We start from the raw sequence: 17438 nt of genomic DNA, 5'->3' as shown, positions 1-17438 counted from the left end.
ACGTCATGAGTCACACCAAGTCCCCCCGCCTGACGCTGATCATGCTGGCCCTGGGCGCCAGCAGCCTCGCGATGGCGCAGCGCGAACCCAGCCCGGACGCGCGCGCGGCCGCCACCGAGGCGCAGATGAGCGACGCCGAGCGTCTGCAGCTGCTGGTCGGGCACATCCCGCTGCCCATCCCCGAGCTGCCGCCGCTGCGTCCCGGCTGGAAGGTTTCCTCGGGCCGCGTGCCGGGCATAGCGCGCCTGGGCATTCCCGATCTGGCGGAAACCGACGCCAGCCTGGGCATCATCAACCCCTTCGGCCTGCGCAAGGGCGATGTGGCCACCGCCCTGCCCTCGGGCCTGGCCATGGCCTCCAGCTTCAATCCCGAGCTCGCACATGCGATGGGCGTGATGCTGGGCGTGGAGGCTCGCTCCAAGGGCTTCAATGTGCTGCTGGGCGGCGGTGCGAATCTGAGCCGCGACTACTACGGCGGGCGCAATTTCGAATACCTGGGCGAAGACCCCTTGCTGGCCGGCACCCTGGCTGGCGCATCGATACGCGGCACGCAGAGCCAGCGCGTGATCGCCACGCTCAAGCATTTTTCGCTCAACGCGCAGGAAACGCTGCGCGACTGGTCGGATGCGCGCATTACCGAGGCCGCGCACCGCGAATCCGATCTGCTGGCCTTCCAGCTCGCCATCGAGCGCGGCCAACCCGGCTCCGTGATGTGCGCCTACAACCGCGTCAACGGGCCCTATGCCTGCGGCAGCGAACACCTGCTCACCCAGGTGCTCAAAAAGGACTGGGGCTACCCGGGCTGGGTGATGTCGGACTGGGGCGCCGTGCATGGCGTGGAGGACTTCAACGCCGGCCTGGACCAGCAAAGCGGCGCCGTACTCGACAAGCAGATCTGGTTCGACGCGCCGCTCAAGGCCGAGCTGGCGGCCGGCCGCGTCAGCCGTGCCCGCCTGTCGGATGCGGTGCGGCGCATCCTGCGCTCCATGTACGCGGTGGGTGCCGACGCGCCGCTGGCCGAGGCCGAGATCGACTACCCGGCACATGCCAAGCTCGCCCGCGAAGCCGCCACCCAGGGCATGGTGCTGCTGAAGAACGAGGGCGGCACCCTGCCGCTGGCCGATCTGCCGCGCCGCGTGCTGCTGGTGGGCGGGCAGGCGCATATCGGCGTGCTGTCGGGTTTCGGTTCCAGCCAGGTCACGCCGGTCAACGGCGTGGCGGCGACGATTCCGGTCAGCGCGCCCAGCGGTTTCGCCGCGCGCAGCCGGCAGACCTACTTCGCCTCGTCGCCGCTGAAGGCCCTGGCCGCGGCCCTGCCGCAGTCGCGCTTCAGCTACGACAGCGGCTACTTTCCCGAGGCCGCGGCGGCGCTGGCCGCGCGCGCCGATCTGGTGATCGTGTTCGCCACCCAATGGCAGACCGAGGGCATGGACGCCACCAGCCTGAGCCTGCCGCAGGGGCAGGACGCGCTGATTGCCGGCATTGCGCGCGCCAACCCCAACACCGTGGTCGTGCTGGAAACCGGCAACCCGGTCAAGATGCCCTGGCTGGGCCAGGTCAAGGCGGTGCTGCAGGCCTGGTATCCGGGCCAGGAGGGCGGGCCGGTCATCGCCGATGTGCTGAGCGGCCGCGTCAACCCCTCGGGGCGCCTGCCCATCAGCTTTCCGGCCGATGAGAGCCAGGCGGCGCGGCCCCTGCCGCCGGGTCTGGGCGAGCCCGATGGCACGGCCCTGGCCATCGACTACCACGAGGGCTCGGACGTCGGTTACCGCGGCCTGGCGGCGCGCGGCCAGACCCCGCTGTTCGCCTTCGGCCATGGCCTGTCCTACACCCGCTTCGAGCATGCCGGGCTGCGCCTGCAGCGCGAGGGCCAGCGCCTGCTGGCCCGCTTCAGCGTGCGCAACCTCGGCCCCAGGGCCGGCGCGGACGTGCCCCAGCTCTACCTCGTCGAGGCCGCCGGTGCCAGGCGCTTGCGGCTGGCCGCCTTCCAGCGCGTGGAACTGCAGCCGGGCGAGCAACGCGAGCTGAGCCTGGAGCTGGACCCGCGCCTGCTGGCCGACTGGAGCGAGCGAGGCTGGCGCCTGCGCGCCGGCAGCTACCGCTTCGCATTAGGCAGCTCGGCCAACACCCTGGGCGCCCCGGCCGAGCTCGCCGTGGCCGAGCGGACCATCAAGCCATGAGCGCAGCTGCCATACAAGCGCGCCTGGTGGGCGATATCGGCGGCACCCACGCGCGCTTTGCCTACCAGGCCGCGCCCGGCGAGGCGCTGCGCTTTGTGAGCCGTTTCGACTGTGCCAGCTTTGCCGGCCTGGCCGAGGCCCTGCTCCATTTCCTGGCGCAGCATGGCCTGGCGATGCCGCGCGAGCTGGCGCTGGGCGTGGCCACCCCGGTGCAGGGCGATCAGCTGCGTTTCGTCAACAACCACTGGCGCTTCTCCATCGAGGCGCTGCGCGCCCAACTCGGCCTGCGGCGCCTGCTGGTGCTGAATGACTTCGCGGCGCTGGCCCTCTCCTTGCCGACGCTCGGCAGCGCCGAGCTGGAGCCCCTGGGCGCCGGCACGGCGCTGGCCGGCGCCACCCAGCTCTGCCTGGGCCCCGGCACCGGGCTGGGGGTGGCCGCGCTGCTGCACGAGGGCAGCGGGGGCCTGCGCGTGCTGGCCAGCGAGGGCGGCCACGCCAGCCTGGCGGCCGGCAATGCGCGCGAGGCCGAGCTGCTGGAGCTGCTGCGCAAGCGCTTCGGCCATGCCTCGGCCGAGCGCGCGCTGTCGGGGCCAGGTCTTGCCAATCTGTATGCGGCGCTGGCCGAGCAGGAAGGCGGGCGCCCCTGCGAGCTCAGCCCGGCCGAGATCGTGGCGCGCGCGCGCGCCGGCAGCGATGCCCGCGCGCTGCAGGCCTGCCAGGTCTTCGTCGATCTGCTGGGCGGTTTTGCCGGCAGCCTGGCGCTGACCTTCGGCGCCAGCGGCGGCGTGTACCTGGGCGGCGGGGTGCTGGATCACTTCGGCCCGCTGCTGGACCACGCCCGCTTCCGCGCCCGTTTCGAAGCCAAGGGGCGCTTTCGCGAGCATCTGGCGGGCCTGCCCTGCTGGCGCATCGTCGCCCCCCATGCCGCCTTGCGCGGCGCCATCAACGCGCTGGACCAGCCATGAACGCCCCCCGAGAACAAGTCAGCCTCGACGACAAATACCTGGTGCAGGAGGGTTGGATCTACCTGACCGGCACCCAGGCGCTCACCCGCCTGCCGCTGCAACAGCGCCAGCGCGACAGCGCCGCCGGCCTCAACACCGGCGGCTATATCTCCGGCTACCGCGGCTCGCCGCTGGGCCGCTACGACATGGAGCTGTGGTCGCAGGCCAAGCTGCTGCAGGCCGCCAACATCAAGTTCCAGCCCGCCGTCAACGAAGACCTGGCGGTCACGGCCATCTGGGGCTCGCAATACCTGGGCGTGCTGCCCGGCGCCAAGGTCGATGGCGTGTTCGGCATCTGGTACGGCAAGGGCCCGGGCACCGACCGCAGCGGCGACGCCTTCCGCCATGTCGGCGTGGCCGGCACCGGCAAGTTCGGCGGCGCCCTGGCCCTGGCCGGTGACGACCACGGCTGCAAGAGCTCGACCATCTACAACTTCTCGGACCCGATCTTCATCGCCGCCGGCATGCCGGTGCTCTACCCCTCCAACACCCAGGAGCTGCTGGACTTCGGCCTGCATGGCCTGGCGATGAGCCGCTTCTCGGGCTGCTGGGTCGGCATGAAGGTGCATAACGATGTGGTGGAGGGGGGCGGTTCGGTCTATGTGGCGCCCGACTCCCCCGCCATCGTGCTGCCCGATGTAAAGCCCGCGGCCCACCTCGGCCCGCAGGGTTTCAATGCCCGCGTGCTGGATCTGCCGCTGATGGGCGAGGAGCGCCTGTACCACCACAAGCTGCCGGCCGTGCTGGACTATGTGCGCGCCAACCAGCTCAACCGCGTGATGCTGGATGCGCCGCGGGCACGCCTGGGCGTGTTGTCGGCGGGCAAGTCCTACCAGGACGTGATGCAGGCGCTGGCCGAGCTGGGCGTGGATGCGGCGCGTGCCGAGGCGCTGGGCCTGCGAGTGGGCAAGCTGGGCCTGGTGTGGCCGCTCGAGACGCAGTTCATCGCCGAGTTCGCTGCCGGCCTGGAGGCCATTCTGGTGGTGGAGGAAAAACGCCCGCTGATCGAGGAACAACTCAAGGCCATCCTCTACGACCTGCCCCAGGCTGACAAGCCGCGCATCATCGGCAAATACGACGGCGCCAACCAGTACGCGCCCGAGCGAGGCGCCAGCGTGCTGCAGGGCTGGGGCGAACTCTCGCCCCCGCTGATCGCCCGGGTGCTGGTGGATGCGCTGCGCCGCCTAGACCCGGCCTGCCCGCTGACCCTGCCCGAGCAGGCGGCCAGCAAGCTGCCGCCGGGCCTGCCCAATCCCGCCGCGCCGACGCGCAACCCGGGCTTCTGCTCGGGCTGCCCGCACAACCGTTCCACCAAGGTGCCCGACGGTTCGCGGGCCATGATAGGCATAGGCTGCCACGGCATGGCGGCGCTAAACGACCCGCTGAAGACGCCGCCCATGTTCACCCAGATGGGCGCCGAGGGCATGCACTGGCTGGGCCAGCATTGCTTCACCCACGAGCAGCATGTGTTCGTGAACATGGGCGACGGCACCTACTTCCACTCGGGCTTTCTGGCGATCCGCCAGGCCCTGGCCGCCAAGGCCACCATGACCTACAAGATCCTGGTCAACGGCTTTGTCTCCATGACCGGCGGCCAGCCCATCGACGGCGAACTGAGCGTCAAGCAGATCGTCACCGAGCTGCGCGCCGAGGGCGTGCGCGACATCGTCGTGCTGAGCGACGACGTCGCCAGGCATGCGCAGTCCGATATGGGTGTGCCGGTGCTCGACCGCCGCGAGCTTGAGGCGCAGATGGAGCGCATGCGCCGCGTGCCGGGCCTCACGGTGATCGTCTACGACCAGGCATGCGCGACCGAGCGCCGCCGCCTGCGCAAGCGCGGCAAGTGGGTCGATCCGGCCAAGCGCAGCTTCATCAACGCGGCCGTGTGCGAGGGCTGCGGCGATTGCAGCAAGGCCTCGAACTGCCTCTCGGTCGAGCCGCTGGAGACCCCCTTCGGCCGCAAGCGCCAGATCAACCAGAGCAGCTGCAACAAGGACTTCTCCTGCCTGGACGGCTTCTGTCCCAGCTTCGTGAGCGTGCATGGCGGCCAGCTGCGCAAGGCCAAGACGGCCTCGGGCAGCGCGGCGGGGCAGGCGTTCCCGGCCCTGGCCGAGCCGACGCTGCCGGCCCTGAGCCGCGACTTCTCGGTGCTGATCACCGGCGTGGGCGGCACCGGCGTGGTGACCATAGGCCAGGTGCTGGGCATGGCCGCCCATCTGGACGGCCTGGCCTGCTCGGTGCTGGACGTGACCGGCCTGGCGCAGAAGTACGGCGCCGTGATGTCGCATGTGCGCCTGGCCCCCGACGCGACGCAGTTGCACGCCAGCCGCATCGCGGCCGGCGAGGCCGACACCCTGATCGGCTGCGACCTGGTGGTGAGCGCCGGCGACGAGGCGCTGGCGCGCGTGCGCGCCGGCCGCAGCCATGTCTTTGTGGCCACCGACCTGGTGCCCACCAGCGAGTTCTCGCGCAACCCCGACTGGCAGATGGATGCCGGCGCCCTGCTCGGCCGCATCCGTGCGCGCTGCGGCGCCGACGAGCAGCTGTTCGCCGTGGATGGCCTGCGCATCGCCAAGGCGCTGATGGGCGATGCCATTGCGGCCAATATGTTCATGCTGGGTGCGGCCTGGCAGCGCGGCCGCGTGCCGGTCTCGCATGCGGCGCTGATGCGCGCCATCGAGCTCAACAAGGTGCAGATCGACTTCAACAAGGCCGCGTTCCTGTGGGGCCGGCGCGCCGCGCAGGATCTGGCAGCGGTGGAGGAGGCCGCCGCGGCTGGCAGCGGCAGCATCGTGCGCTTTGTGCCGCGCCCGGACATGTCCTATGCCGCGGTGCTGGAGCGTTCGGTGGCGGCGCTGACCGAGTACCAGGACGCGGCCTATGCGCGGCGCTACCGCAGCCTGGTCGAACGTGTCGCCACTGCCGAGCAGGGCCTGGGCCTGGGCGAACGCCTGGCCGCCACGGTGGCGCGTTACTACTTCAAGCTGCTGGCGCACAAGGACGAGTTCGAGGTGGCGCGCCTGTACGCCTCGCCGCAGTTCCGCCAGGCGCTCGACGCCCAGTTCGAGGGCGACTACCGGCTGCGCTTTCACGTCGGCGCCTGGCCCTTTGGCGGCACCGACGCGAGCGGCAAGCCGGTCAAGAAGGAGGTCGGTGCCTGGCTGATGCCGGCCTTCCGGCTGCTGGCGCGCTGCAAGGGCCTGCGCGGCACCTGGCTGGACCCCTTCCGTGGCAACGCCGAGCGCCAGCTGGCCCGCCAGCTGCTGGCCCAGTACGAGGCCGACGTCGAGGCCTTGCTGGCCGGCCTGAGCGCCCAGACGCATGAGCACGCCCTCCAGATCGCGGCCCTGCCCGAAAAGATACGCGGCTACGGCCATGTGCGCGCACGCCACGCCGAGGCCGTGGCCGCCGAACGCGCCAGGCTGCTGGCTTGAGGAACGAAGCGATGACATTGATCGACGAACTGCGCGCCCTGCTCGGCGAGGCCGGCGTGCTGGATGCCGAGGCCTTGGCCACACGCACGGCCGGCGCCTTCCGCCGCGACAATCTGCAGGCCCTGGCGCTGGCGCGGCCGGCCAGCACCGAGGAGGTCTCCAAGCTGCTGCGTTTTTGCAGCGCGCGCCAGATCAGGGTGGTGCCGCAGGGCGGACTGACCGGCCTGGTGCATGGCGCCGACGCGGCGCCGCAGGAGCTGATCCTGTCGCTGGAGCGCATGCGCCGCATCGAGCGCATTGACGTGCTGCAGCGCGTGGCCGTGGCCGAGGCCGGCGTGACCCTGCAGGCGCTGCAGGAGGCCGTGGAGGCCCAGGGCCTGGCCTTTGCGCTGGACCTGGGCGCGCGCGGCACCGCCACCCTGGGCGGCAATGCGGCCACCAATGCGGGCGGCAACCGGGTGCTGCGCTACGGCATGATGCGCGACATGGTGCTGGGCCTGGAGGTGGTGCTGGCCGACGGCACGGTGCTCAGCTCCATGAACGAGCTGATCAAGAACAACAGCGGCTATGACCTCAAGCAACTCTTCATCGGCTCCGAGGGCACGCTGGGCGTGATCACGCGACTGGTGCTGCGTCTGCGCGAGCAGCCCGGCAGCAGCCAGCTGGCGCTGGCCGGCCTGGCGCGCTTCGGCGACCTGCCCCTGCTGCTCAAGCATCTGGAGCGCGAACTGGGCGGCGAGCTCACGGCCTTCGAGGTGATGTGGCAGGACTACTACCGCCTCGTCAGCACCGCGCCGGCGCGCGGCCAGCCGCCCATCTCGCAGCAATACCCCTTCTATGCCCTGGTCGAGGCGCGCGGCGTGGCGCCGGAGCGCTTCCAGGCCGTGCTGGCCCTGGCCATGGAGGCCGGCCTGGTGGCCGACGCGGCACTGGCCCAGAGCGAGGCGGATGCGCTGGCCTTCTGGGCGCTGCGCGAGGATGTCGAACAGGTGGCGCGCGACGGCATGCCGCTGGTCTACGACATCTCGCTGCCTATCGGCGCGATGGAGGCCTATACGCGCGAGCTCGCCGCGGCCCTGTCCCGGCTGCTGGGCGACGCGCACCGGCTGTGGATCTTCGGCCATCTGGGCGACGGCAATCTGCACCTGGTGGTGCAGTTGCAGCCGCAGGCCTACACGGCCGCGCGCCCCCAGGTGGACGCCCTGGTCTACGCGCCGCTGGCGGCGCTGCGTGGCTCGGTCTCGGCCGAGCATGGCATAGGCCTGGAGAAGAAGCCCTGGCTGGCCCATTGCCGCAACGACGCCGAACTGCGCCTGATGCGCACGCTCAAGACCGCCCTCGATCCGCAAGGCCTGCTCAACCCCGGCAAGATTCTCTGAAGCGATACCCCATGCACACCAAGACCCTCGCCCCGGCCGCAACGGCCCATGCGGCCGACCCGCTCGAGCCGCTGTACCGCAAGATCACGCGCCGGCTGATCCCGCTGCTCTTCATCTGCTATGTGATCAACTTCATCGACCGCTCCAACATCGGCTACGCGCAGCTGCAGATGAAGGACGCGCTGGGCTTTGGCGACGCGGTCTACGGCCTGGGCGCAGGCATGTTCTTCGTCGGCTACTTCCTGTTCGAGCTGCCCAGCAATTTGCTGCTCAAGCGCATCGGCGCACGCCTGACCCTGCTGCGCATCATGCTGCTGTGGGGCGCGGCGTCGGCGGCCACCCTGCTGGTGCGCACGCCCGAGCAGTTCTATCTGGCGCGCTTTCTGCTCGGTGTCTTCGAGGCGGGCTTCTTCCCGGGCGTCATGCTTTATCTCAGCACCTGGTACCCGCAGCGCCGCCGCGCCGCCGTGGTGGCCCTGTTCATGGTGGCCACCGTGGTGGCGGCCTTCATCACCGGGCCGGTCTCGGGCTGGATTCTGCACAGCATGAACGGCGTGCAGGGTCTGCAGGGCTGGCAATGGATGTTTCTGCTGGAGGGCCTGCCCGCCATGCTGCTCGGCCTGGTGGTCTATCTGCGCCTGCCCAACCGGCCCGAAGACGCGGCCTGGCTGAGCGAGGCCGAGCGCGCGGCCCTGCAGGCCGATCTGGCCGCCGATCCGGGCGATCCCGACGCCGGCGCCAGCCTGCGCCAGGTCTTCAGCGATCCCAAGATCTATCTGCTGAGCCTGATTTCCTTCTGCGGCGTCTGCGGCGCCTATGTGCTGGCCTTCTGGACGCCTACCCTGGTGCAGAGCCTGGGCGTGAGCGATCTGCGCCTGGTGGGCCTGTATTCGGTTGTGCCGAATGTCCTGGGCACCATCGTCATGATTGCCTGGGGCCGCCACTCGGACCGCAGCGGTGAACGCCGCTGGCACTATGCGCTGGCGGCGACCCTGGGCGCTATCGGCCTCGCCGCAACCACGCTGACCGCGCCCAGCCTGGGCCTGTCGCTGGCGGCGCTCGCGCTGGGCGGCTCGGGCATCGTCAGCGCGATGCCGATCTTCTGGGCGGTGGCCACGGCCCAGCTTTCCAAGCAGGCCGCGCCGGCCGCCATCGCCGTGATCACCAGCATCGCCAACCTGGCCGGGGTCGCCGCGCCGGCGCTGATCGGCCTGCTGAAGGCGCGCACCGGTTCGCTGGACGCCGGCCTGCTGCTCTGCGCCGGCCTGCTGCTGCTGGCCGCCCTGCTGATGCTGGCCTTCACACGCCCCGCGAGGCGCGCATGAACCTGCCGCTGCCCCTGCTCTTGCTGCTGCTGCGCCTGAGCGGCCGGCGGCGGCGTTACGAAAGCGTCGAGGGCCTCAGACGGGCGCATGCCCAGGACCGCCGCCGCCGCGACGTGGCGCCGCCTGCCTCGCTGCGCCGGCATGTCGCGCTGAGCGAGCGCTTGGTGGCCGGGCGCCCCTGCTACACGCTGGCGCCGCGGGCCGGCCAGGCGCCCAGCGCCACGCGCCTGCTCTATCTGCATGGCGGTGCCTTCGTCAGCCAGATCGTGCCCCAGCATTGGCAGCTGGTGGCCGAGTTGGTGCGGGCAAGCGGCTGCACCGCCAGCGTGCCGCTCTACCCGCTGGCGCCCGAACATGCGCATGGCGCCGCCTTTGCGATGTTGGAAGCGCTGTACCGCGAGCTGGCCGCAGCCCCCGGCCCCCTGGTGCTGATGGGCGATTCGGCGGGGGCAGGTCTGGCCCTGGCCCTGGTGCAGGGGCTGGCCGAAGCCGGTGTTCCGGCACCGCGCGAGCTGGTCATGCTCTCACCCTGGCTGGACCTCAGCCTGGCATCGGCACGCCGCACCGCCGGCACGATGACCGACCCCTGGCTGGCGCTGCCCGGCATGGCCGAGGCGGCACGCTGGTGGGCTGGCGGCAGCGACCCGGCCGCGCCCAGGCTCAGCCCCCTGCATGGCCGGCTGCAAGGCATAGGCCGACTGAGCCTGTACATAGGCCAGCGCGACCTGCTCCTCGGCGAGGCAAGGGCGCTGCGCGATCGCGCCGCCGCCGAGGGCGTGGCAATCGAGTACCACGAGGCGCCGCGCATGCCGCATGTCTGGCCCCTGCTGCCGCTGCGCGAGGCCGCCCCGGTGCGCCAGCGGCTGGCGCAACTGCTGCGAGCCGAGACATGATGATCAAGTTACTCAAACGCGCCCTGCTGGGCCTCGCCCTGCTCGTGCTGGCCAGTTGGGCCGCCTTCGAGCTGAGCCCCTGGCCCTCGGCCTGGCTGTTGCGCCAGCTGTTCGAGATGCCCGGCCGCGCCACCGACCGGGCGCTGGCCCCCATGGCCCCGCGCGACCTCGAAGAGCGCCTGGACCTCGCCTACGACGCACAGGATGCCGATGCCTGGCTGGACCTGTACCGGCCACACGCTGCGCCCGCCCTGCCGGTGATCGTCTGGGTGCATGGCGGGGGCTGGATTTCCGGCGGCAAGGGACTGATCGCCAACTACCTGCGCATCCTGGCGGCGCGCGGCTATGCGGTGGTGGGCGTCGACTATTCGCTGGCGCCAGCGCGGCAATTCCCGACCCCCTTGCGCCAGCTCGACAGCGCGCTGGCCTATCTGCAGCAGCATGCCCAGGCTCTGCAGATCGACGCCGACCGCATCGTGCTGGCCGGCGACTCGGCCGGCGCGCAAATCGTCGCGCAGTACGCCAATCTGATGACGCGCCCTGCCTATGCGGCCGAACTGGGCCTGCGGCCGCGGCTGCCCCGGGCAAGGCTGCAGGCCCTGCTGCTGTTCTGCGGCGCCTTCGATCCGGCGCAAATGAACTTGGACGGGCCCTATCGCCTGCCACTGCGCACCATGTTCTGGTCCTACCTCGGTCGCAAGGACTTCCGCGCCAGCCCCGAGCTGCTGGCCCGGCTGTCGGTGAGCGCACAGCTGAATCCGGCCCTGCCCCCCTTGTTCATCACGGCCGGCAGCGCCGATCCGCTGGAGGTCCAGTCGCGCCGCCTGGCCGCCGAAGCGGCGGCCCAGGGCTTGCACGTCCAGACACTGTTCTTTCCCGGCACCGAGCAACCCCGCAGCGAGCATGTCTACCAGTTCAAGCTGCAGGACCCGCCGGCGCGGCAGGCGCTGGAGCAAATGCTTCAGTTCCTCGCCCGCCTCGGCCTGCCCGCGCATGGGGTGTAGACGCGCTACCATGCGAAACGCCTTCGCACGCCGCGACGGCAAGCTCGTCCGATGCTGCCACGCCACCTCATTGCCAGCTTGGTATTCGCGCTGCTGGGCCTGAGCTCGCCAGCGCTGCAGGCGCTGCGCATGTGCGCCCCCATACTGAACGTCGAAGTGGAGTCCGCCAGCGCGCGGGAGCGCTTTGCCCGGCTCGAGGCGCCGGTGCGCGAGGCCGCCCGCAACGTCGGGCTGGGCGAGCTCGAAATCACCCGCATGCCCGCCGCGCGCTGCCGGCTTGAAACCGAACAGGGCAAGTTCGATGTGCTGATCGCCTCCTTCACCAGCGCCGATACCGCCAACTTCGAGCTGCCGCTGCGCCATGGCCAGCTCGACCCGGAACGCCGCGTGCTCAGTGTGGACTTTGTGCTGATCAGGCGGCGCGGCAGCCCGGCGGATTGGGACGGCGGCCGGTTTTCGCGCGTCCAGCGTGTCGGTCTGAAACGCGGCGTCCCCCTGCTGGTCAATGCATTACGCAGCCATGCCGAGATCGAGATCGACGATCTCAGCTTCACTGCCGAGCAATTGCTGCGCAAGCTCGCGGCCGGGCGCATCGATCTGGCCTTGGTGATGCGTGAGGAGTACGAGGTCGCGCGGTCCGGCACCGAGTCGCGCCTGGAGGTGCTGGCCCATCCCTTCGCCAATATGGACATCTACCTGGGCTTCAGCAAGAAGGCGCCACCGGAGCTGCTGGCGCGCGCGCCAGCCTGGTGGGAGCAGGTTGCCGAGCAGTTGCGGCACGGGCTGGCCGGGCGGCGCTAGCCGCGCCGCAGCGCCGCCTGGTAGGCGTCGATCAGCGGCTGCAGGGCGGCGCGCCTGGCCAGGCTCGCGGCCGGCCACAGCCGTTCGCGCTCGTAGTATTCGGCAAAGGCAGGCACCGCGCCCGAGAGCTGCAGCCAGGGCTGCTTGCTGGCGGTAAAGATGTGGGCGTCGGGCCCGAGCAGGTCGGGGTTGTCGAGCGTGCCCACGCGCACGAAGCGCAGCGCAGGCCCGGCGCCGCCGTAATTGCTCCACAGCGCGATCCGGCAACGCGGGCAGCGCGCGATCAGCTGGCCCGCACCGCTCGCCGAGGGCGTGTTCACCAGCTCGGGCGCCAGGCCCAGGGCATGCACCCGGTCGGCCTCGATGATGGCGTTGAGCGCAAAGGCCGAGCCGGTTTCGCGCTGACACCAGCGGCAATGACAGCAATGCACGAACATCGGCGCGCTCGCGAGGCGGTAGCGCACCGCGCGGCAGTCGCAGCCGCCCTCGGCGGGGAAATCGCTGGGCCCTGGCGGCTTGGAGAGGGCTTTCAGTGGCATGACAAGGCTCCGGTGGCTGGGGAGTTTCGCACCCTGGCGCGATCGCGCAAGCACCATGGCATCAAGAAGCAAGCCAGCCGGGGCGCGAGTCCCTATGCTTGCGGCTGGCAGATCCATGAGGACGAAGGGACAAGCATGCGACGCTGGAATGGCTGGGGCGATGACACCATCAACGCCGAATTGAACCCCGACGCGCTGGCCTTTCTGCGCCAGCAGATCGGCGCCAGCGAGGCGCCGCAGGACGCCGCACTGGAGGCCGCGCTGGCCCAGGTGGCCGCGCAGCCGGCGCGCCTGCCGCCGCACCCGCTGGTGAGCAGCGCGCCCGAGCACCGACTGCAGGCCAGCTTCGGCCAGAGCATGGGCGACTGGCTGCGCCTGCGTTTTGGCCGCATAGGCCGCGTCAGCGATGGCGTGGCCTGGCCCGAGAGTTCGGCCCAGGTGCGCGAACTGCTGGACTGGGCCGCCGCGGTGGGCGCGATCGTGATTCCCTGCGGCGGCGCCACCAGCGTGGTGGGCCATCTGAGCCCGCCCGAGCATCCAGACAAACCCGTGCTGACGCTGATGCTCACGCGCCTGCGCAAATTGCTGCAGCTGGACACCGTCTCGCAGCTGGCGACCTTCCAGGCCGGCGTGGCCGGGCCGGACCTTGAAGCCCAGCTGCGCGCCCAGGGCTGGATGCTGGGCCATTACCCGCAGAGTTTTGAATACGCCACCCTGGGCGGCTGGATCGTGACGCGCAGCTCGGGCCAGCAATCGGCGCGTTACGGCCGCATTGAGGCGATGTTTGCCGGCGGCAGGCTGGAGACACCCTGCGGCACGCTGGACATCCCCACCTTCCCGGCCAGCGCCGCTGGGCCCGATCTGCGCGAATGGGTGCTGGGCTCGGAAGGCCGGCTGGGCGTGCTGACCGAGGCCACCGTGCGTGTGCACCGCCTGCCCGAATGCGAGCGCTTTGTGGGCGTGTTCCTGCCCGGCTGGGCCGCGGGCGAGGCGGCGGCGCGCGAGCTGGCGCAGGCGCGCCTGGGCTTGTCGATGCTGCGCCTCTCGAACCCGATCGAGACCCTCACCACCCTGCGCCTGGCCGGCCATGCCAAGGCCATCGCCTGGCTGGAGCGCTACCTGGCGCTGCGCGGCTGCGCGGCCGGCGAGAAAAAAGTGCTGCTGATGATGGGCCTCACCGGCAGCAAGGCCCAGGTGGCGGCGATGCAGGCCCAGGCGCGCGCCATCCTCAAGCGCCATGGTGGCGTCTCGACCGGCACGCTGCTGGGTGCCAAATGGCAGGCGAACCGCTTCCGCGGCGTCTATCTGCGCAATGCGCTGTGGGCCCAGGGCTATGCGGTGGACACCATGGAAACCGCGGTGGACTGGCCGCGCGTGCCGGCCACCATGGCGGCCATCGAGGCGGCCGGGCGCGAGGCGCTGGCAGCCCTGGGCGAGCGCTGCCATGCCTACACCCATCTCTCGCATGTCTATGCCCAGGGTTCCAGCGTCTACAGCACCTTTGTGTTTCGCATCGGCCCCGATTTCGAGAGTGCCTGGGCGCGCTGGCAGGCGCTCAAGGGCGCGGTCTGCCAGGCCATCGTCGCCAGCGGCGGCACCATCAGCCACCAGCATGGCGTGGGCAAGGACCATGCACCCTATCTGGCCCAAGAGAAGGGCGCGCGCGGCATGCAGGGCCTGCGGGCGCTGGTGGCGCATTTCGATCCGCAGGGCGTGATGGCGAGCGGCAACCTCCTGCCGCAGGACGCCGAATGAATCGCCAGCAAGACCTGACCCTGCTGGGCGGCGGCGCGCCGCTGGACCTGCTGGTGGTGGGCGGCGGCATTGCCGGCGCCGGCATCGCGCTGGAGGCGGCGCGCGCCGGCCTGCGCGTGGCCCTGGTGGAGGCCCGGGACTTTGCCAGCGGCACCTCCTCGCGCTCGTCCAAGCTGGTGCATGGCGGCCTGCGCTACCTGGCCCAGGGCCGTATCGGCCTGACACGCGAATCGCTGCATGAACGCCAGGCCCTGCTGCGCGACGCGCCGGGGCTGGTGACGCCGCTGCGCTTTGTGCTGCCGGTGCGGCGCGGCGATGCCAATGGCCGGCGCAAGCTGGGCCTGGGACTGGCGCTGTACGACCGCCTGGCCGGCCAGCGCAGCCGCCAATGGCATGACGCAGCCGCGCTGCTGGCGGCGGCGCCGGGCCTGCAGGGCGCCGGCCTGCTGGGCGGCTGGAGCTATCTGGACGCCCAGGTGGACGATGCCCGCCTGGTGCTGCGCGTGCTGGCCGAGGCTGAAGCGCATGGTGCGCTGCTGCTCAACCATCTGCGCGTCGAGAGCCTGCTGCGCGAGGCGCAGCAGGTAGCCGGCGCCTGCCTGGTCGACGCGCTGGACGGCGGCCGCCTGACGGTGCGGGCCCGCTGCGTCGTCAACGCCACCGGCGCCTGGGCCGATGGCTTGCGTGGCAGCCTGGGTGCGAAGCCGCTGCTGCGCCCGCTGCGCGGCAGCCACTTGCTGTTCCCCGACTGGCGGCTGCCGGTGGCCCAGGCCATCACCTTCTACCACCCCGAGGATGGCCGGCCGGTCTATGCCCTGCCCTGGGAGGGCGCCACCCTGGTGGGCACCACCGATGTGGATCACCGCGATGATCTTGCGCAGGAGCCGGGCATCACGCAGCGGGAGTTCGACTACCTGCTGGGCGCCATGCAGCAGGCCTTCCCCGCCTTGGGGCTCACGCGCGCCGATGTCTGTTCCACCTGGGCCGGGGTGCGGCCGGTGGTGGCATCGGGCAAGCATGTGGCGCCCTCGAAGGAACCGCGCGAGCATCTGATCGTCGACGAACAGGGGCTGATCACCGTCACCGGCGGCAAACTCACCACCTTTCGCTCCACCGCCCTGCTGGCCTTGCGCCAAGCGGTCAAATATGTCCCGGCCTTGGCCGGGCTGGCCGCGCCGGCCCGCATCTTTGACCCCACGCCGGCCAGCACGGCCCAAGCCCTGCAAGACCTGACCCCGGCGCTGCGCGAACGCTGGCTGGCACGCTTTGGCGCACGCGCGCCCGCGGTGCTGGCCTGCGCCCAGGCCGGCGAGCTGCAGACCATCGCCCACACCGGCATCGCCCTGGCCGAGCTGCGCTGGGCCTGCCGCGCCGAGGGCGTGGCGCATCTGGACGATCTGCTGCTGCGCCGTACCCGCCTGGGCCTGCTGCTGCCGCGCGGGGGCGAGGCCCTGCTGCCGCAATGGCGCGCCCTGGTGCAGGCCGAACTGCACTGGGATGATGGGCGCTGGCATGAAGAATGCGCCCGCTACCTGGCCCTGATCCAACGTTGCTACTGCCTGCCATGACATCATCCACCGAGCCCCTGCTGCTGTCCCTGGACCTGGGCACGCAAAGCGTGCGCGCCCTGCTGATCGATCTGCGCGGCAACATCCTGGGCAAGGCCCAGCATGCCTTCGGCGACTACATCAGCCATCACGAGGGCTGGCACGAGCATGAGGCCGAGGGCTTCTGGCAGGCCAGCGCCCTGGTCTGCCGGCAGCTGCTGGCCGCCCACCCCGAGGCCCTGGCCCGCGTCAAGGGCATGGCGGTCACCACCCAGCGCGGCACCCTGGTGCCGGTGGACGCCGCCGGCGTGCCGCTGCGCCCCGCCATCACCTGGTTGGACCAGCGCCGCGCCACGCGCACGCGGCCCATCAACGCGCTGTGGCGCAGCGCCTTTCGCCTTGCCGGCGTGAGCGACACCATCGACTACTTCATGCACGAGGCCGAGGTGAACTGGATGGCCGAGCACGAGCCTGCGCTGCTGGCGCGCACCCACAAGGTGCTGCTGGTGTCGGGCTGGCTCAACTACAAGCTCACCGGCCGCTATGCCGATTCCATCGCCTCGCAGGTGGGCTACCTGCCCTTTGACTTCAAGGGCCAGCGCTGGGCGCCCGACTGGGACTGGAAATGGCAGGCCCTGGCGCTGCGGCGCGAGCAATTGCCCGAGCTGCTGCCGGTGGGCGAAACCATTGCCGGCCTCTCGCGCGAGGCCGCCGAGGCCACCGGCCTGCCGCAGGGCCTGCCGGTGCTGGCGGGCGCGGCCGACAAGGCCTGCGAGATCGTCGGCGCTGGCGCCATCAGGCCCGACATCGCCGCGATCTCCTACGGCACCACCGCCACCGTGGACATCACCACGCCGCGTTATGTCGAGGCCTCGCCCTTCATCCCGCCCTACCCGGCCCTGCTGCCGGGCCAGTACAACTGCGAGGTGCAGATCTTCCGCGGCTTCTGGCTGGTGCGCTGGTTCAAGGAGCAGTTCGGCCACCCCGAGCTGGCCCAGGCCGAGGCCGCCGGCGTGGCGGTGGAGACCCTGTTCGACCGCCTGGTGGCCGCCGTGCCGCCAGGCTCGCAGGGCCTGATGCTGCAGCCCTACTGGACCCCCGGCATCCGCCACCCCGGGCCCGACGCGCGCGGCGCCATCATCGGTTTTTCCGACGTGCACACCCGCGCCCATCTCTACCGCGCCATCCTCGAGGGCCTGGCCTATGCGCTGCGTGAGGGCAAGGAGCGCATCGAGAAGCGCAGCGGCGTGCCCATCACCCAGCTGCGCGTCTCGGGCGGCGGCGCGCAGTCCGACGCCGCGATGCAGCTCACCGCCGACATCTTCGGCCTGCCGGCGGCGCGCCCGCACACCTTCGAGACCTCGGGCCTGGGCGCGGCCATCGCCAGCGCCGTGGGCCTGGGCCTGCACAGCGACTACGCCAGCGCGGTGGCGGCGATGACGCGCATCGGCCGCCAGTTCGAACCCAACCCCGCGCATCGGCGGCTCTACGACGAGCTCTACCGCGGCACCTACTTGCGCATGTACAAGCGGCTGGAGCCGCTCTATGCGCAGCTGCAGAAGGTGCTGCGGCCCTAG

At 71.0% G+C, this 17438-nt stretch carries 12 protein-coding genes; 11 read left to right on the top strand and 1 reads right to left on the bottom strand.

All coding sequences use genetic code 11. From position 1 onward, the window contains the following. Positions 1–5 precede the first annotated feature (5 nt). The 8 genes from WG898_RS06045 to WG898_RS06010 are packed head-to-tail and all read left to right on the top strand — an operon-like array spanning position 6 to position 12020. Positions 6–2180 carry a beta-glucosidase gene (locus WG898_RS06045; protein ID WP_339601863.1) on the top strand — a complete coding sequence of 725 codons (2175 nt, stop codon included), beginning with the start codon at positions 6–8 and terminating at the stop codon, positions 2178–2180. Beyond that, positions 2177–3145 (top strand): glucokinase, encoded by a 969-nt coding sequence (gene glk / locus WG898_RS06040; protein WP_339601862.1) that lies wholly within the window; start codon positions 2177–2179, stop codon positions 3143–3145. The genes WG898_RS06045 and glk overlap by 4 nt, the downstream gene beginning before the upstream one ends. Further along, positions 3142–6618, top strand: a complete 3477-nt coding sequence (locus tag WG898_RS06035; RefSeq protein WP_339601861.1) for an indolepyruvate ferredoxin oxidoreductase family protein — start codon at positions 3142–3144, stop codon at positions 6616–6618. Before glk ends, WG898_RS06035 begins: the two co-directional genes overlap by 4 nt. 11 nt (positions 6619–6629) lie before the next feature. Beyond that, positions 6630–7997 (top strand): FAD-binding oxidoreductase, encoded by a 1368-nt coding sequence (locus WG898_RS06030; RefSeq protein WP_339601860.1) that lies wholly within the window; start codon positions 6630–6632, stop codon positions 7995–7997. Between the two features lie 11 nt (positions 7998–8008). Then, positions 8009–9322: an MFS transporter gene (locus WG898_RS06025; protein WP_339601859.1), complete on the top strand. Its 1314-nt coding sequence runs from the start codon at positions 8009–8011 to the stop codon at positions 9320–9322. Continuing rightward, positions 9319–10215 carry an alpha/beta hydrolase fold domain-containing protein gene (locus WG898_RS06020; protein ID WP_339601858.1) on the top strand — a complete coding sequence of 299 codons (897 nt, stop codon included), beginning with the start codon at positions 9319–9321 and terminating at the stop codon, positions 10213–10215. The genes WG898_RS06025 and WG898_RS06020 overlap by 4 nt, the downstream gene beginning before the upstream one ends. Continuing rightward, positions 10212–11219 (top strand): alpha/beta hydrolase, encoded by a 1008-nt coding sequence (locus tag WG898_RS06015; RefSeq protein ID WP_339601857.1) that lies wholly within the window; start codon positions 10212–10214, stop codon positions 11217–11219. Before WG898_RS06020 ends, WG898_RS06015 begins: the two co-directional genes overlap by 4 nt. Positions 11220–11270: 51 nt before the next feature. After that, on the top strand, positions 11271–12020 hold the full coding sequence (locus WG898_RS06010) for a substrate-binding periplasmic protein (RefSeq protein ID WP_339601856.1): 750 nt from the start codon (positions 11271–11273) through the stop codon (positions 12018–12020). On the opposite strand, the gene WG898_RS06005 is transcribed toward WG898_RS06010, so the two are convergent. Then, the gene (locus tag WG898_RS06005; protein ID WP_339601855.1) at positions 12017–12559 is read right to left on the bottom strand and encodes a GFA family protein; all 543 of its coding nucleotides are present in this window, start codon (positions 12557–12559) and stop codon (positions 12017–12019) included. The genes WG898_RS06010 and WG898_RS06005 overlap by 4 nt on opposite strands. A gap of 135 nt (positions 12560–12694) precedes the next feature. On the opposite strand from WG898_RS06005, the gene WG898_RS06000 reads away from it, so the two are divergent. Genes WG898_RS06000 through WG898_RS05990 form a run of 3 tightly spaced genes read left to right on the top strand, consistent with a single transcriptional unit; the run spans position 12695 to position 17438 of the window. Further along, positions 12695–14314 carry an FAD-binding oxidoreductase gene (locus WG898_RS06000; protein ID WP_339601854.1) on the top strand — a complete coding sequence of 540 codons (1620 nt, stop codon included), beginning with the start codon at positions 12695–12697 and terminating at the stop codon, positions 14312–14314. Beyond that, positions 14311–15882 (top strand): glycerol-3-phosphate dehydrogenase/oxidase, encoded by a 1572-nt coding sequence (locus tag WG898_RS05995; protein WP_339601853.1) that lies wholly within the window; start codon positions 14311–14313, stop codon positions 15880–15882. The genes WG898_RS06000 and WG898_RS05995 overlap by 4 nt, the downstream gene beginning before the upstream one ends. Continuing rightward, on the top strand, positions 15879–17438 hold the full coding sequence (locus tag WG898_RS05990) for an FGGY-family carbohydrate kinase (protein ID WP_339601852.1): 1560 nt from the start codon (positions 15879–15881) through the stop codon (positions 17436–17438). Before WG898_RS05995 ends, WG898_RS05990 begins: the two co-directional genes overlap by 4 nt.

Source organism: Paucibacter soli (genome assembly GCF_037482845.1).
GTDB classification, from domain to species: Bacteria; Pseudomonadota; Gammaproteobacteria; order Burkholderiales; family Burkholderiaceae_C; genus Paucibacter_B; species Paucibacter_B soli.
This window is presented reverse-complemented; position numbering and strand designations above follow the sequence as displayed.

Coding starts and splice junctions, on each gene's coding strand:
- WG898_RS06045 (WP_339601863.1), top strand. CDS start 6: ATGAGTCACACCAAGTCCCCCCGCCTGACGCTGATCATGCTGGCCCTG.
- glk (WP_339601862.1), top strand. CDS start 2,177: ATGAGCGCAGCTGCCATACAAGCGCGCCTGGTGGGCGATATCGGCGGC.
- WG898_RS06035 (WP_339601861.1), top strand. CDS start 3,142: ATGAACGCCCCCCGAGAACAAGTCAGCCTCGACGACAAATACCTGGTG.
- WG898_RS06030 (WP_339601860.1), top strand. CDS start 6,630: ATGACATTGATCGACGAACTGCGCGCCCTGCTCGGCGAGGCCGGCGTG.
- WG898_RS06025 (WP_339601859.1), top strand. CDS start 8,009: ATGCACACCAAGACCCTCGCCCCGGCCGCAACGGCCCATGCGGCCGAC.
- WG898_RS06020 (WP_339601858.1), top strand. CDS start 9,319: ATGAACCTGCCGCTGCCCCTGCTCTTGCTGCTGCTGCGCCTGAGCGGC.
- WG898_RS06015 (WP_339601857.1), top strand. CDS start 10,212: ATGATGATCAAGTTACTCAAACGCGCCCTGCTGGGCCTCGCCCTGCTC.
- WG898_RS06010 (WP_339601856.1), top strand. CDS start 11,271: ATGCTGCCACGCCACCTCATTGCCAGCTTGGTATTCGCGCTGCTGGGC.
- WG898_RS06005 (WP_339601855.1), bottom strand. CDS start 12,559: ATGCCACTGAAAGCCCTCTCCAAGCCGCCAGGGCCCAGCGATTTCCCC.
- WG898_RS06000 (WP_339601854.1), top strand. CDS start 12,695: ATGCGACGCTGGAATGGCTGGGGCGATGACACCATCAACGCCGAATTG.
- WG898_RS05995 (WP_339601853.1), top strand. CDS start 14,311: ATGAATCGCCAGCAAGACCTGACCCTGCTGGGCGGCGGCGCGCCGCTG.
- WG898_RS05990 (WP_339601852.1), top strand. CDS start 15,879: ATGACATCATCCACCGAGCCCCTGCTGCTGTCCCTGGACCTGGGCACG.